Annotated in this window: 15 protein-coding genes; 4 read left to right on the top strand and 11 right to left on the bottom strand. The window is 37.1% G+C overall.

Annotation, left to right across the window (positions count from 1 at the left end; all coding sequences use genetic code 11):
- Positions 1–162 precede the first annotated feature (162 nt).
- From A7P55_RS01230 to A7P55_RS01260, 7 genes are all read right to left on the bottom strand, one after another.
- Positions 163–864: a hypothetical protein gene (locus tag A7P55_RS01230; protein ID WP_171550793.1), complete on the bottom strand. Its 702-nt coding sequence runs from the start codon at positions 862–864 to the stop codon at positions 163–165.
- A complete protein-coding gene (locus tag A7P55_RS01235; protein ID WP_171550794.1) occupies positions 851–1,294 on the bottom strand; it encodes a hypothetical protein in 444 nt (147 codons plus the stop codon). The genes A7P55_RS01230 and A7P55_RS01235 overlap by 14 nt, the downstream gene beginning before the upstream one ends.
- Positions 1,291–2,391, bottom strand: a complete 1,101-nt coding sequence (locus A7P55_RS01240) for a hypothetical protein (protein WP_171550795.1) — start codon at positions 2,389–2,391, stop codon at positions 1,291–1,293. The genes A7P55_RS01235 and A7P55_RS01240 overlap by 4 nt, the downstream gene beginning before the upstream one ends.
- Before the next feature lie 148 nt (positions 2,392–2,539).
- Positions 2,540–2,773, bottom strand: coding sequence for an AlpA family phage regulatory protein (locus tag A7P55_RS01245; RefSeq protein ID WP_171550796.1), 234 nt, complete (start codon positions 2,771–2,773; stop codon positions 2,540–2,542).
- A gap of 76 nt (positions 2,774–2,849) precedes the next feature.
- Positions 2,850–3,746, bottom strand: a complete 897-nt coding sequence (locus A7P55_RS01250) for a hydrolase or metal-binding protein (protein WP_171550797.1) — start codon at positions 3,744–3,746, stop codon at positions 2,850–2,852.
- A 241-nt stretch (positions 3,747–3,987) separates the two neighbouring features.
- Entirely contained in the window at positions 3,988–5,064 is a 1,077-nt protein-coding gene (locus tag A7P55_RS01255) for a lambda-exonuclease family protein (protein WP_171550798.1), read from the bottom strand.
- A 166-nt stretch (positions 5,065–5,230) separates the two neighbouring features.
- On the bottom strand, positions 5,231–6,280 hold the full coding sequence (locus tag A7P55_RS01260) for a DUF932 domain-containing protein (RefSeq protein WP_171550799.1): 1,050 nt from the start codon (positions 6,278–6,280) through the stop codon (positions 5,231–5,233).
- Positions 6,281–6,520: 240 nt separating this feature from the next.
- Here A7P55_RS01260 and A7P55_RS01265 point away from each other — a divergent pair, with 240 nt between their 5' ends.
- The 4 genes from A7P55_RS01265 to A7P55_RS01280 all read left to right on the top strand — a co-directional run bounded on the left by A7P55_RS01265 (position 6,521) and on the right by A7P55_RS01280 (position 9,180).
- On the top strand, positions 6,521–7,312 hold the full coding sequence (locus A7P55_RS01265; protein ID WP_171550800.1) for an NYN domain-containing protein: 792 nt from the start codon (positions 6,521–6,523) through the stop codon (positions 7,310–7,312).
- Positions 7,313–7,713: 401 nt separating this feature from the next.
- Positions 7,714–8,019 carry a hypothetical protein gene (locus tag A7P55_RS01270; protein WP_171550801.1) on the top strand — a complete coding sequence of 102 codons (306 nt, stop codon included), beginning with the start codon at positions 7,714–7,716 and terminating at the stop codon, positions 8,017–8,019.
- Between the two features lie 136 nt (positions 8,020–8,155).
- Positions 8,156–8,512 (top strand): hypothetical protein, encoded by a 357-nt coding sequence (locus A7P55_RS01275; protein ID WP_171550802.1) that lies wholly within the window; start codon positions 8,156–8,158, stop codon positions 8,510–8,512.
- Positions 8,513–8,640: 128 nt separating this feature from the next.
- Positions 8,641–9,180: a DUF1566 domain-containing protein gene (locus A7P55_RS01280; RefSeq protein WP_171550803.1), complete on the top strand. Its 540-nt coding sequence runs from the start codon at positions 8,641–8,643 to the stop codon at positions 9,178–9,180.
- Positions 9,181–9,309: 129 nt separating this feature from the next.
- Here A7P55_RS01280 and A7P55_RS01285 read toward each other — a convergent pair whose 3' ends face one another.
- The 4 genes from A7P55_RS01285 to A7P55_RS01300 all read right to left on the bottom strand — a co-directional run bounded on the left by A7P55_RS01285 (position 9,310) and on the right by A7P55_RS01300 (position 14,776).
- Complete coding sequence (locus A7P55_RS01285) at positions 9,310–9,579, bottom strand: hypothetical protein (protein WP_171550804.1); 270 nt, start codon at positions 9,577–9,579, stop codon at positions 9,310–9,312.
- Positions 9,580–9,668: 89 nt separating this feature from the next.
- On the bottom strand, positions 9,669–10,565 hold the full coding sequence (locus A7P55_RS01290; protein WP_171550805.1) for an inovirus-type Gp2 protein: 897 nt from the start codon (positions 10,563–10,565) through the stop codon (positions 9,669–9,671).
- Positions 10,566–10,865: 300 nt separating this feature from the next.
- On the bottom strand, positions 10,866–13,718 hold the full coding sequence (locus A7P55_RS01295; protein WP_171550806.1) for a hypothetical protein: 2,853 nt from the start codon (positions 13,716–13,718) through the stop codon (positions 10,866–10,868).
- Between the two features lie 326 nt (positions 13,719–14,044).
- Complete coding sequence (locus tag A7P55_RS01300) at positions 14,045–14,776, bottom strand: Fic family protein (protein WP_171550807.1); 732 nt, start codon at positions 14,774–14,776, stop codon at positions 14,045–14,047.
- Between the last annotated feature and the right edge of the window lie 71 nt (positions 14,777–14,847).

The raw sequence follows: 14,847 nt of genomic DNA on the forward strand, positions 1-14,847 counted from the left end.
TGTCTACAGTTAATTAAAATTGACCAAAAATAAACCAAAGTTCTTTAGCATGAGTTGCTATTGCCGTCGTCAGAAGCTTTAGCCTGTGACATTCTCACCAATTTGTTCAAGGTTCTCAACTTATAGTTGTTATTTTTTAATTAATCGACAAAAGAAAGTCAATCAAAAATCAATACGTATATCTAAACAGCAATGCCTTATGCGGTAAGGATCGCCTGACCTATGATGAGTGTGTTGTGAATAAAAAATTGAACTCGTATCTTCATCAAACTTTGACTCAAAATTTACTAATCTATTATTTGGATCTTTTGCCAGTTCTTTTAGATGAGCATCCCAGCTTCGCATCACGTCTTTAACTGTGTATTGTGTCTTGTTCAAATAAATTAGTACGCCACCACTTTCAAATTTTCCGCCACTTGAGTAATCATTTATTAACTGGTACAACCCTTTTTGATGGTATTTATTCCCATCGTACAATTTAGCTTCACCGATCCATTTAAATTTTTTTGATTGATTCTGCACCAAGATATCAACATGGCCTTTATTATTGGGATCATGTGAAGAGACAAAGCCTTTTGCGTCAAGATGATCTACAACCCTGCAAGAGATATCATCTTCTAACTTTTTTTGTAATAAAATTAGATGTTTCTTTAACTCATCAACATCCTTAATATTTTTTTCAGCAGATTCACACAAATCTTTAAAAGTACTAACTACAGAATTTTTATTAAGACTGGAATAGATACGTTCAGCAGCCTCATTCAAAACTTCTTCGAGTAACTCTAGAAATTCATCATACTTTTTTACATTTCGAATCTTATATAACCGCAACACCAAAGGATCTTTCATACTAATACGTGTCATTTTTATGATCCAAAAAATTCTGTGTTACGCCAAAAAAAGATATGACCTCATCATAAAACTGTTCTTCAGTTAAATCCTCACCGGTAAAGGGATGTGAAAAAATATTTGACTCAATCATATTGTTTACTTTATCAAATCTTACTGGGACATATCTTGCTTCTACTTCTCTCCATGCAGAGAAACCTTGTTCAAGAATATCAATATCCTCTCTTGTCAAATAAAAAACACTCGAAACAAAATCTTCATCACTAACACTATGGTCAACTTTTTCACGTAACTCATCAAAGCTAAAAGTGACCTCAAGATCTCTTCCAGCAATGATTAAATAATCCAATATTAAAAGACAGCTTAACTTTATATCGGAATATTCAGAAAACTTCCGACTCCTAATCATTTGATGAAAATAGCTATCTCTTAATGAAGAATTCATACGATAGTTCTATTTGCTAAAATCTTATCGATAATGAAAACATAATCATCATAAGATTTGATATCAAAAATATGTGCTTCATATAAATTCTTCGTTCCTGATATAGCTTTATTAAAATAACGATAGTGCACACCTGTGTAAACTTGAGGCCATGTATTGGTAATTCGTTCGAAACGCTTACTTATTCGATATGGACGAATTTTACCACCCAAGGCTTCTTCAGCTGCTTTACCTCTAAGATGGTATTCAGCTTTACGAATATCACGAGCTCGATCTCTCAAAGTCTCATGATGATTATTTTTTGAGGTAGAAAATGATGCTTTTGTAACCTCCCCTTCCTCATTATCATAAAAGTTTTGGAGGGTAGTATAAAGATTTATAAACTGGGCCTTGTCTGGAATACGACAATTGGTGACGCCAACTTTTCGAAACGCTTTATTAACACTTACTTTTAAATTATTAAAAAACTTATCAACAGCATTTGCTAAGATAATACTACCTAGGTCCAATTGTAAAACTAAACGTTTGTTTTTTAAGTCAAGAGCTACGGCATCAAAACAAGTAATTTGTACAGGGCGGTAGCCTATTATCCTATTATATTTGGATAAAACTTCCTCAGAAAAATGACCTAAGTCACTTTCAGTTAACTCCTTCCGTTCAGAGACTTCACGGACTATTTTAAAGTTATGGAGAATTAAGTCCTCTGCAATTTGGTGACAAGAATCTGCTATGTATTCTGTTCCCTCAAAAGACGTACTATCACTATAAACTTTAATAAAAGCATTAATAAATTCTTGAAGCTTATCTTCAGTAAGATGGTCAAATACCATAATTAATTTATTATCATAACGAATATGATTTTCTAAAAGTGCTGATAATTTTTCTTCTATTTGTGAAGCTTTTGCATCACTACATCTGACGGCTTCACCAATAAGTGATCCCCATCTATGAGCTACATCAACTCCTGCCTTTTCAAATATATCTTCAACAATATCAAGATCTATTCGTCGCTCCTCACAAAATTTAATTTTATCCACTAAATTCTTACGTGGGTGCTCATTGTTTTCATCTATTTTAATAGCTACTTGTGCTGTCATTTTTCAACTTTTTTAAATATAACTTTTGTTAAATTAATACACTTTAATAAAAAAAAATAGTTTAATTCGACTAAATGCTATTTCTGAAAAAATATACTGTCTCTAAAATTATAGACTTACTTTAGAGACAGTTCAAAAGCTCCCACTATTATTCTTTTCGGCTTTCCAGCTTAATCTCAATCCACTGATGAATTTCCCAAGCTGACCAACCAATACGCATTTCAGTCAACCGTATAGGCTGGGGAAAAGTAGGATCATAATACTTTGATTTCTTATTAATCATTTCATAGATTTTTGATTTGCTCAGAGCAGTAAATTCAACCACATGCTTGATGTTAATGATTTGGTTCATCTGAAAAGTTTGACCTGTGAACGCGTTCATGATGTTTTTCTCCTGATCAATGAAGCGAGCGCTTTTCGCTCAAACAATAGGACAATTTCGTAAAAAATTACTTTTGCTAGTTCAAAGCCTGAACAGACTGCTGCAAATCTCTTTGTATATCCTGAACATGATTCAAGTTATAAGTCTGCTGAGATTGTTCGGTTGTTGCTTCATTCGTATAGAATTCATCAACAATATCAATCCCTTCATCATCTCCTAACTCAAAACTGGCATTCCCATAACCCTGCCGCGCGACATGATCTAAAGCCTCCTGATAAAACCCTGCTGCCTTGCTCTGTTCATCGATTTGCTTGGCTGAAGTAATTGCTTCTTGCAAGTTGATTCCATCACGTAAAGTTAAGTCCACGTAGTAGATCGGAGTGCGATAGCTTTGTGTGGTGCTTTTCCCTCTCAGGGTCAATTGCAGAGGCAAACATGAAAGTAGATCACCTGAAGCTGCATGGTAATAACGAAGTCGTGCCGCCAAAGTACGAATACTATTAAAACCTGTAGTTCTAAAAACAAATGTTCCAAATTCATCTGACGCATCGAGATTCACATAGAGCCGTCCATAAGGTTTACATAAGCCTCCTTGTGCCAGTGGACATAAATCAGGTGATGGGCATGGATGTTGCTCAATACCACTTTGACCAAGTCGCTGACAGGTTTCACCATTACCTGTGCAGATAGGTCGACCAGATTGTCGATCAAATAACGTGTATTCAACTCTTAGATTAAGATCAGGATCATTAAAGAGCATTCGGACTGGAATGGTTCTAAGCTTTTGGTTTTGTGCCTTGGCGCGTAGTTGTTCATCAAGTGGATGTTTAACCCAACCATCCTTATTTTGAATTTGGCTAGTAATCGTAAATTGGTCATCCTTTTCAGGGAGCCGTTTACCATTCTTTTCAACGATCTTGCCAATACTAATACGTCCAAGTACAGGTGGTGTAATTGCTAGACCTTTTATCATGAGATGAATCCTTGTTTTGTTAAATATTTACGAAGTCACGTTATTTACCGTAAAGCACTTCCTCTTCACCTGTTCCTGTACAGCCTGATCAATCACCTATCGTTATTCTTCGGTCATAAGAGATTGAGTGCATCAAAGATTTACACAAAGCCGCTCCAACGCCCTTTCTCTGTTATTTTGAGGGAGGGCAAGTGGGGTGGCTTTGCGCTTTTTTAGGTTTAAGGGGTATTACTAGAATTGTTTAGGGACGTGGATGAATGTTAAATCTACGACTACCACTACGGGATTGGGGATACTGCTGTAGTAGTTCGGGTTGTGCTTGGAGTAATGCTTTCTGGTCTAAAACCACACTATCCTTGGATTTCTTCCATGTCACACTGCCCCGACTAAATATGGCTTTTTCTGCATCTTTCATTAATATCTGAATACGATGTTTGAGGTAGTCATATTTGGTTTGATGGTGCGCTAGATGCTTTTCCTCAATGAGTAAATCAGTAAACAATTGATCTACTCCTGATAACGTGGATAGATCCACAGTTTGTAAAGAGATATGCTGCGGATATAAAAACTGTAGGGCTTTTGCTGCTGACTCGCTGGCATCTACATGCGGCGGCATATCATTTTCTACACAAGACCAGAAGATTTTTTCTGAAGCAATCAGACGATTAATCACAATTTCATTGCGTTCAACTTTAAATATCTTCGCTTCATGCCCACAGATTAAGGCACAGATATGCGCTGCTTGTTTTCCTGTAACAGCCAATTGATGTTGCACCTGTATGAGCACATACAGAGGCACGCCTTCTCGCCAATGCTTAGTTCCCCACTCTCCTACGGATTTACATTCCAGAAGCTGTACTTCATCACTGCCTACGACCGCATAATCCAGATTGGCTAACATAAAGGCATTGTCTTCATCAGGATGCTGTAATACTGCATTGACCCGACGAACCTTATTACCTGTGCGCTGCCGATAGTAATCTGCAATTAGTGGTTCGAGCTTGTTCCCCCAATATAGAGGTGAATAGTGGTTCTTAAGAGGTTGATCTGGAGGGGCTTGCATTCGGCCCGTTTTAATCATCCATAATTCCAGCATCGACATGTGGGGATTTAAACCACAGGCTGCTGCGGCATCACTACTCCCAATTCCCTGCTTTCGTATCTGTAACCATTGTTCACGACTCATACCTTGGGTTTTAGCCAAACGTTTAGCGGGATTTTGCTGTGATCTAGAAGTGAAAGCTGTTTGCGGTGGATTTAGGGTTAAAGGTCGATGAGCGTTTGCATGACTTGATGAGGTGTGAGTATTTGGATTCATCATATTCTCCATATCTGTAAAAAATTAAAATTTGGGCATAAAAAAAGCCGCACCTGGGGGAGGTGCGGCAAAAGGAAAAACTACTCATTAAAATTGATTGATTCAGGAAAGGTTTAGCTTAGGCTATTCATCTAATAAACCTGTGATTACGTATGTAGAGTTGAATTTAAGCTACCATTCTTAACGCTTGTTCCAAGCCTCGTTGCTTAATGGCTGCCCCCATACCGAACCAAGCAGAATCCAATCGATGATCTGTACTCATGGCTCGTCGTTCATGATCACAAAATTCTGTAATGGCGCAGAGCAATCCATAGGCTGTGTCTTTGGAAGAGCTCAGCTCCGCCCCACGACCATGCCCATTAAACATCGTCATAACTTTAGACATGGCTCGTCCATTTGGTTCAGTTTTACTATCTGATCTAGGTGAGTTTGGTTGATTAGGCATAGCAGCATTACGGTAGAACTGAATAATGCTTTCATCCTGTTCAGCAATACTCAGATTGGTATTGTTAAATACCGCATCAAAGTAAGCTGCTGCTTCCTGCTGTGTTACTTTACGTTGGCTGAGCTGTTTCATTTCATACATATGCTCATCCCATGTACGAATTGAAATACCCAGCTGTTGTTTCACTTTTTCTGCATTAAATCGAGTGCTGTGCGGAACTTTAATAACGCCTGTACTACTTTGCTGTCCTTTCAGTGCAATCGCTAAGGTGTTATTACACACCACCCGAATACTGGTGAACTGCGCTGTGGTTGCCAGTGTGCCATCACAAGCCGTCGCTAGAAGAATATAGCCATTACTGACATCCTTACCCTTTAAGGCAGTGCTCTGTCCTGTTCTAGCCAAAGCCCAGAATTTCTTACCACCTTTAAGTACACCTGCTGTTTCAAGTTCAAAGCCTGATTGTTCAGTTAAGTCTCTATAGAACTCCAAGATAGAACTTGGTTGTACTTCCTGAAAGCGTTGGCTAACCACAGATAATGGAGCATGGGTATCTGAACGATACAAAACCCGCTGCTCTTCAAAAGGCATAATAATACTCTGACCTTTCTCATTCTGAGCCATATAACTGACATCAGAAGATTCAATTCGCCAGTCCATACCTGCTTGTTGTGCCCAGACTTCTAGAGGCTGATTTGGGGTGAGTTGATTACCTAAACCATGCCAAGGGGTTTGACCGACGAATGCCATTGTTTCGACTAAGTGCGCCATAAGAATTCCTTATAAAAAATAAATACTGAATGACTTCAAATTCAGATTTTGTGTATAAAAAAGGCCTGCTAGGGATGCAGTCCAAAATAAAGAGACGTCAAAATGCATGTGAATACATTCATTCACTTAGATGATATATATCTGAAATTTATTCTATTTCTGATATTGTGTATTTCTAAATAAGATTAACCTAGTCTTAGAATAATGAATTACCAATAAGTAACTTAAGGGGGAATAAGATTGGACCATCAAACAAAAAAGCTTGCTGTATTAATCGATGCTGATAACTCTTCCGTTAATTCGATTAGTCCTATATTAGAAGAAATTGCCAAATATGGGATTGCAAGTGTCAAACGGGTTTATGGAGACTGGAGTAAAGATGTTTTAAATAAGTGGCGAGACATTCTTCTCCCCAATGCAATCACACCTGTACAACAGTTTGCCTATACTGTCGGGAAAGATGCAACTGATATGGGCTTGATTATTGATGCAATGGATCTTTTATATAGTGGAGCTTTAGATGGGTTCTGCATTATTTCCAGTGACAGTGACTTCACCCCATTAGCTTCAAGAATAAGGGAAAGTGGTTTAGTTGTTTACGGATTTGGTAGAAAGCAAACACCTGAAGCCTTTAGAAAAGCCTGCGACAAGTTCATCTATGTTGAAAACTTAACAGATGAAGAAAAAGTTTTAACTGAGAGCAAAAATACCATTGAGGAAAAAGAAAATAATAATGTTAAAACCACTACAGATAAAGATACATCACAGCAAGTCGATCGCCCTACTCTCAACCTAATTTATAAAGCCGTTAAAGACAATTCAGATGAAAATGGCTGGGCCAATCTCTCTGAAGTAGGTCAATATATTAATAACGTTCGCCCTGATTTCGATTCTCGCAATTATGGGCGAGCTAAACTTTCAGGCTTAATCAAAATGCTAAATCTGTTTGAAACTAGAATTGAAGGCAGCCAAATGTTCCTCAAGAAATTGAAAAACAATAAAGTTTCTAATACTGATAATAAATCCACTTAATACACCATCTAACCTTTAAAGTGATTTGACGTCCCCTAAAGCAGGTATTATCATTCAGATGCTGGTCTACATTGCCAGTCGGTTTTAGCAGACCGTTCTACAAAAGGCGCACAACAACGCTGTTCTGGTTTTGTGCGTTCTCTTAAGTCACGCCTTTATGGTGAGGCTAGGAGGGGCACGTTCGCGTGCGCTGGTTTCCTTTTGTACCGGTCTGCTAACCCTTCTAGTCTTGCCACCATTATTTAGCAGTAATTTGGTAAGACTCTTTTTAAATCAAAAGGAATCAATACCATGAGTTCACTATTCACCGCTCCAAAACAGCTCATCTCATTCACCCCAGATAATCTTTAAAGAATTAGTTCTGTAACCATTCTTTATTATTACTTATTCAGGGGCTAAAAATGAAAGCTATCAAACTTATAGCTATTGCTACACTATTCTCAACATCTAGCATTTATGCTGCCACACTGACAACCAAAGTCACAAGCAAATTGGAATGGACTGAAGAAGGTGCTTACTTCTCTTCAAGCAAAGGAGATATTTCTATCTACACGGTAGGCATCTCACCTAAACAATTCCAAAGCCTAAATTCGCTAAAAAAAGGTGATTGTATCCTCATCACGGCTAAAGATAGCAAATTGACAAAACAGCAAGGCACTATCTCAATTATGGAATTTCAGAGTGCTAAAAAGGTCTCTTGTAAATAAGGGTCAAGCTGTCCCGCTTTAGCTTTTAGTTATGCTTGAGTCAGTACTTTAAGGCTTTCTGGATATACAAACCCTAATGCTCAATTGACTTAAGTCATATCTAAAATAAGAGACAAATGATTAAAGGAAATTAAAAATGAAAAAATTAAATTTATGCCTCATCTTATCTGTTGGATTGTTGTCTAGCTTCCCTATGCTTGCTCAGGCAAAAGCCAAGGAAGCAATCTGTCAAATTGATGAAGGTGGTCAAACACGTTACAAAGGGAAATGTAAGTTTGAACCTCAAGGTGGGGGAAGTTTCTATATCAGCCATCCCAATATTACTAAAAAGGTAAAAGTTGAAGGGCTCATGGTGATGGTCGAAGGTAAAGACCAAGCTGTTGTCCAAGCCACTAAATTAGGTGGTGGCGGTTCTATGTGGGGTGAAGCTACCCGCTCTCAAAAACAAAAAGCATGTTGGGTCGGAAGTGATTTTAAAATTTGTGCATGGTGATCAATCACCTAACACTGATTTCACGATATGACCAGAAATGACCTACAGAAAGGAATAAGGGGTTTTCTCTTATTTCTTTTTTTATGGTTGTTAGCTCTAGATACCCTACTAAGATATGAAGTAATACGATGAAAAAATTAATCTATGCCCCTGCGCTACTCGCCTTCTGTCTATTCTCATCTACTGTAATTGCCCAAACCTGTGAAGAAGATCTAACCACCTTAACTCCCGATAGTCGGTATGTACTATTGAACTCAGGTAAAGAGGTTAAAGACAAAAATACAGGCCTTATCTGGCAAAGGTGTCTTGTTGGTGAGCAATGGAACGGACAAAACTGTACTGGTGATTTTGAGTATTTCTCGATTGAGAAGATTAAAACCTACCTTAATCAAAATATTACCGTTTGGCGGCTCCCAACGATTGATGAGCTTTTAACTTTAAAAAGTGTCACCTGCTGGGCTCCATCCATCAATACAACTATTTTCCCACCAGCACCTGAACGCTATGGTGATTCAGATACCTTACTCAGTAGCAGCATCTATAAACCAACAAAGCAAGAAGAACGCCTTGCTTTGGGTTATAAATGGAATTGGGCTTTTAGCACAGGCTACGGTCAAAAAAGCTTTGAAAGCAATGGTCGAGGTATGCAGGTTCGTCTAGTACGTTAAATCTAATAATGCTCGATGCATTTCTGCTAATTTAACAAAAAAATAAGGGAATGATGATTCCCTTATTTATCTTTGTACAATCTCCACCTCTAAAGAAAAGCAAAAAAGAAAGCTTTATACTTGTTAGTCCTATTGAAAGTCATGTTGGCAAATATTGCAGTGGAAATAGGGACTAGGTGTAGCGACTGATTGTGAAGGCTGTGTCAAACTATCAATTAGCCCTCCTACAACTACTCCCACTAGCCCACCCAATAACGGTGACATAGGTGTAGGCAAACTTTTAGAAATCATCGTACCAATTCCTGCACCAGCCATAGAGCCATAGGTATTGGTACTTTTAGATGGCACTGTTGTGCGGCTAACATTGTCTGAATAGCAATATGGGCATGTAATGTTCATAAGATCATCCTCATTAAATGAAAAAGGCTTATCGATTGATAAACCTTAAGTTTTGAATGTAAGGGAAAAGAAAACATTCAATCTTCATGTTAATGATGTATATCTTTGATTTTTTGGGATCGATATTCTTCTAAGCATTGTAGCCGTTGCCCTTTACTGAATTCTCTCATTCCTTTTAATCTAGCACGTAAGTATTGGTTATCTTTTTCTGGTTGAGCAAGGTAGCTAATTACGTCAAAAGCATTACAGACAGCAAATGTATCTTTACGCTCAATCAACCCAAGACCTAGTTTATTCAATTGCCAATATCGCTGCTTGTGCTCCTGTTGATTACAATTAAAAAATAATCCATCGCCTTTCGTTATTTGCTCCTGCCAGAGCTCTCCAATGCTCTGCCCTAGATAACTATCACGACACCGTGCAGAACCGTTATAGATCACTAGCAAATGGCAATGGTAACCTTTGCTCTTCCCACCTTGCTCTAAGCGATAGGCATAACCTACCTGATCCTTAAAAATCTTGTCCTTGTTTTGAATACGATTGATTAGCTTTTTAATGTCTTCATCAAATTGCCTAATTGTTGGACTACGCTCATATTGATACGACAAATCAACCCGAACTAACAGCAACTTTCGATGTTGCTCAAGCAAACTTTCAAAATATTTAAATAGACTTTGCCTATTACGATTAGTTTTGGTCTGAAGCACTTCAATGTAATCTTTATGCTGCTCTCGTAATTGCTTCTGAAAAGCTCTAAATGCTCGCTTGTTTTCAAATATCAGGTAATGATCAAAATCAATATTTTGAGGCATAAGATCAAAGTAGGCTTGGATCAATGGACTGTATTCATAATTACTGTCATACACTGATCTAGCCATTTCAAGGATTTGTTGATGTTCAGTTTTAAAGGATTTCCAATCATACATTTTGCTCGATACAACATGCATGAAGTTTTCGATTTTAAGTAAAGCTTGAGATTGATTCATTAGGGACACTCCAAGGTTGTTAGTCCATAGGAGTGTCTGTTTGGTATTTTTATAAATTGGGATAGATCTAGTTTGAATGAACTTTAGAGCTCTATGATCAAAGTGGATGATAGATAGAGATCTATTTTAGATATGAGTATGAATAATATTAAATATAAATCCTAGCCACTCCCACCTTGAATTCAGTCTACAAACTACACCTCTAAGCAAGAAATCCTTCTTCTATAGCAATATGGAAAATTACACTGATTTCCGTGATGTAATAGAGTAAAATGGCAAGCTAAAGTTAAGTTATTTTGATCAGCCTTTTGATCTATTTCTAATTGGTTTTGCAAAGACCTGTTTTCTACGAACTTCAATTTTCCCATCCATCTTCATATTTTCTTCTATCGGTTCTCCATGCTCTTCTTCTAAATTTATGGTCAAAGTAATACTTTTATCCAATTCATTTGACTCAGTATCCTGAAGCAGTTCCTTGTTAGCTACTTGCTCATCATATGCCTGTTTGACTGACAGGATATTTACATTGGGCTCAGTAACAATTTTAGCTTGGGCTGGCAATAAGACTGCTGGCTGTGCTGCCGTTTCAGTATTTGTCTCAAGCTTAACATCTTCTATCTCTGGATTTTCCTGCTGTTCTAAATAGCTATTTGAATCATCCATGCTAGCAATTTTTTGACGCGGTTCACGCACTCGCCCTAGAATTAAACAGCTTGTTCTTGGCATAGATTTATATTCTGTTGCCTCTACCAAGATAACAGGGCTATAAGCGTAGTACGATGCGATTTTTTCAATACATAATTTCTGAATCTTACTTTGCCCTTGAAAGATTTCCACCATGTACCGGTCCAATGAAGGTTCAGTTTTAACAACCGCCTCAGACCAAGCACTCAATCTGTGATTTGCAAAACAACGAAAAGGATTGATCTCACTTTTGAACTTGGAATTTTTCTGTTTTTTCTGATGCCACTGAATTTGGTCCCATTTATTCTCAACATAGTTTTCCCAGTACCGAGCCACTTCATCTTTAAGTTTTTCAATATCTCTCTTTGCTTTCATCGCATCACTGATCTGCTGATCATTTTGAAAAATCAATGTTGCATCAATATAATGCTCCTGTCGATGTGGAATATAAATACCCACCTGTCCTGCTAGGCGGAAGCCAGCAGTGTAACGACGTTTCAGATTATTGCTATAATCCGTAAACATGTCATTAAATAGTTTGACTTCGCTAGAACCAAGCTGACCACATTTAAAAATGAATCGAAGAATCACCACATCTTTCTTAAATATTTGGGCTAAATACTCCTGAATCGACTCTCTTTTTTTATCATACTTCTGCATGGCTTTCTGCTCATACTGAACCAGCGATCTTAGCTTGCATTTATAAGTTTCCAAATTTCTTTTTAAAGCGTATGTTTCGCTAATTCTGTAATTTTTTTTAAGAAAATCTCTACCTTTTCTCAGAGAGCGTCTTTCTTTCTTTCGAGAGTATCTGAATTGATTGACAAAATGAATGGCTTTGCTATTTAGCTCTCTAGGTAAAAGAGCCCCTCTGGCAAAACAATCCATTTTTAAAATCAGTACAAATTGCTGAAACACCAATGATAGCTTATTAAACTTGGGCACACGTTCAAAATCTTTTTGCTGATATGCCTTGCTAAACTCATAAACAGGCAAATACAACAATCTCATTAGAAAAGCTTCTATTTTAATCAAATTTTCTATCGCGCTTTCTCGTACAGTGGTAATGCTTTGCTGCCTGTATAGAAATTTGATTAATTCAAGCTGTGAGATAACCGCTGTCGGCAAGTCTTTATTGCTAAAAAAATGATCTACTTGAACATGATCCACCAATTCTCTCAAATGCGTAATGCTGAGCTCATCACATACTTGATCATCTATCTGATTTTTGGAATTATTAGCTTTTTGCTCAATTTTCTCATCATCAATGTATATTTTTTCTTTATAGAATATGTAGTCGTTCAAAGTAATATTTTTTAGCATCTTCCAATACACCAACTCCTCACCCTCATCCAAATGAACCAAAAAAATACTGGACATGAAGTAGCGCAGGAATTTATCACGGAATGCCATTTTTTGTTTCTTTGAAGAAAGCACTCCCACAAAAGTTTCTTCAGGATATAGGCTTTTGAGCATCGTTTCTCGATTGACCACTTTGACTCGATCATAGACTTCACCTACGATCCATCTTACTCTTGCCTGAATCCAATCAAATACCTTCGTTGGATTTTTATAATTCTTGGCTTTATAAATCACCAAATAAGATAAAACAAAGTGATGATTGTTACGCACATGAGCATGGTTAACAAAGAGTAAAATACCATCATCATGTCTAAAGGCCTCTTCCAGTTTTAAGACCACTTTGGCAAAAAGTTCAGTAGATAAGAATTCAGGGCGTGACTCATACGATCTGAGGTTGTAGGGCACAATAATATCGACTACACTTACGCCAATCTGTTGAACAGTAGCCGTCAAATCTTCGTAAGCTCCGACCAATTTTACATACAAATCATTCTGCTGATCGATACTTTCCTTAATCGATTGATAGCGACGATGATCTGTAGGGAGTGATGACAATGACAACATTGCCTGATAGCCTTCAATAAATTGAAAGAGGTTATTGGCATCAAATCTTTGTTGCTCCCATGCTCTTGCCACCCTTGATAACTTATCAAAAGACTTTTTTTGCTCTCCCTTGTCGCTACGAATAATTTCAGAGCGCCTATCTTCATCAGCGTCAAGAACAAGGTATTCATCCAAAAAAACTGAGTAGCGGCTAATTGTAGAATCAAACCAATAGTGTCGACGAAAGTTTTGAAAAGCATCAAACTCTTGATCATTCAATATAACCAACTTTTTATAAAAATCGATGATGTCCTGTTTCTGCTTCTCATTATTTTCTTTGCACGCCTTTTCATAATCTTCTCGAGTGGGCGCAGCACTATTTTCAATTTTACGTAGCACCTCATGGACGTTCTCCAAAGCCACAATGCTCTCATGATAAATACTTTTCTCTGTATTATTTTGCATGGCTGCAAGTGCAGTAAATCTGACTTCGAACTTGCGTTTTAAGTAGGCAAACACTGCTTGAAAAAAAACATCATCACTTCCTACCCAAAGTTTTTCCACGTTCAAAATCCTTTTTTATTGTAGAATATTTAAAAAAATACCATAAAAATTAGATAAAAGCATGCTATCAATAGGTTTAAAGAAATTATCTATCATTTCTATACCTTAATTTTTTATATTTTAAAGTATAATTTTCTATATTTTAATTACTCAATTTTAGAGATTTATATATTAATGATCTGTATACTTCACTCTCAAAAACTCTATTAGAAATTAAAGAAAATTATTAATCTGGTATAAAAAAACCCTTACCATTTTAAGGCAAGGGCTATAAATTCTCTTTAATATTTAGTCTGTATAAGCCGATAACATTGGTTAAAAAATAATTAAATTCCTAACACCATCTGATAAGGTTTAAAACCATCTAACACAACATCAGCAATCAAACTAATGAATTTTTCTGTCTTACTATAAGCCATCCATTGATCTAGAGCCTCATAGTACGCCAAGCGATTTTCTACAGTAATAACACTTGGTGGGTAGCCATTCTTTAATAGTTCCAGGTTCATCAGTAACCGAGATGTGCGACCGTTCCCATCAACAAATGGATGAATACCTACAAAGTCAGCATGAACTTTAGCAGCCCTTTCAACAGGATGTAGATTGTGAGCTTCCTTATTATACCAATCTATAAACTGGGCCATCTTCTCATTGAGCAATGTGTAATCTGGGGGATTGGTAGTAGCACCTGAAATTAAGACATTTTGCTGGCGATATCGTCCAGCATTTTCATCATCAATATTTTTCAATATTAGTTGATGGATGTTCCGAATTTGCCATTCTGAAAATGGCTCTTGTTTTTTTATAATATCTTCGACATACAAGATCGCATCCCGATGATTGATCGCTTCAAAATGCTCTCTTAATGCCTTACCACCTACGGTAATCCCTTCTAGAACAACTTTAGTTTCCAATAAGGTTAAAGTATTACCCTCAATCGCATTGGAATGGTAAGTCCAGCGCAGGATCAAGTCTTCATGTAGATTTTTGACAATCGCAGGTGAAAGAGGTCGATGCTGATCTAATTTAGCTTTTAAATCATCAATGATCTCAAACATGCTTGTCTCTGTACGTACGTAAGTATCAAATGATCATACATTAAAAAACGATAGCAATAAAATCCGTCAGG

This window comes from Acinetobacter sp. Ac_5812 (assembly GCF_013072695.1).
Classification (GTDB): domain Bacteria; phylum Pseudomonadota; class Gammaproteobacteria; order Pseudomonadales; family Moraxellaceae; genus Acinetobacter.

What these genes read in the sequence shown, in the direction of transcription:
- A7P55_RS01290 (WP_171550805.1), bottom strand. Translation starts at nt 10,565, where the DNA reads ATGAATCAATCTCAAGCTTTACTTAAAATCGAAAACTTCATGCATGTT.
- A7P55_RS01255 (WP_171550798.1), bottom strand. Translation starts at nt 5,064, where the DNA reads ATGAATCCAAATACTCACACCTCATCAAGTCATGCAAACGCTCATCGA.
- A7P55_RS01230 (WP_171550793.1), bottom strand. Translation starts at nt 864, where the DNA reads ATGACACGTATTAGTATGAAAGATCCTTTGGTGTTGCGGTTATATAAG.
- A7P55_RS01270 (WP_171550801.1), top strand. Translation starts at nt 7,714, where the DNA reads ATGAAAGCTATCAAACTTATAGCTATTGCTACACTATTCTCAACATCT.
- A7P55_RS01245 (WP_171550796.1), bottom strand. Translation starts at nt 2,773, where the DNA reads ATGAACGCGTTCACAGGTCAAACTTTTCAGATGAACCAAATCATTAAC.
- A7P55_RS01235 (WP_171550794.1), bottom strand. Translation starts at nt 1,294, where the DNA reads ATGAATTCTTCATTAAGAGATAGCTATTTTCATCAAATGATTAGGAGT.
- A7P55_RS01275 (WP_171550802.1), top strand. Translation starts at nt 8,156, where the DNA reads ATGAAAAAATTAAATTTATGCCTCATCTTATCTGTTGGATTGTTGTCT.
- A7P55_RS01300 (WP_171550807.1), bottom strand. Translation starts at nt 14,776, where the DNA reads ATGTTTGAGATCATTGATGATTTAAAAGCTAAATTAGATCAGCATCGA.
- A7P55_RS01250 (WP_171550797.1), bottom strand. Translation starts at nt 3,746, where the DNA reads ATGATAAAAGGTCTAGCAATTACACCACCTGTACTTGGACGTATTAGT.
- A7P55_RS01260 (WP_171550799.1), bottom strand. Translation starts at nt 6,280, where the DNA reads ATGGCGCACTTAGTCGAAACAATGGCATTCGTCGGTCAAACCCCTTGG.
- A7P55_RS01285 (WP_171550804.1), bottom strand. Translation starts at nt 9,579, where the DNA reads ATGAACATTACATGCCCATATTGCTATTCAGACAATGTTAGCCGCACA.
- A7P55_RS01280 (WP_171550803.1), top strand. Translation starts at nt 8,641, where the DNA reads ATGAAAAAATTAATCTATGCCCCTGCGCTACTCGCCTTCTGTCTATTC.
- A7P55_RS01240 (WP_171550795.1), bottom strand. Translation starts at nt 2,391, where the DNA reads ATGACAGCACAAGTAGCTATTAAAATAGATGAAAACAATGAGCACCCA.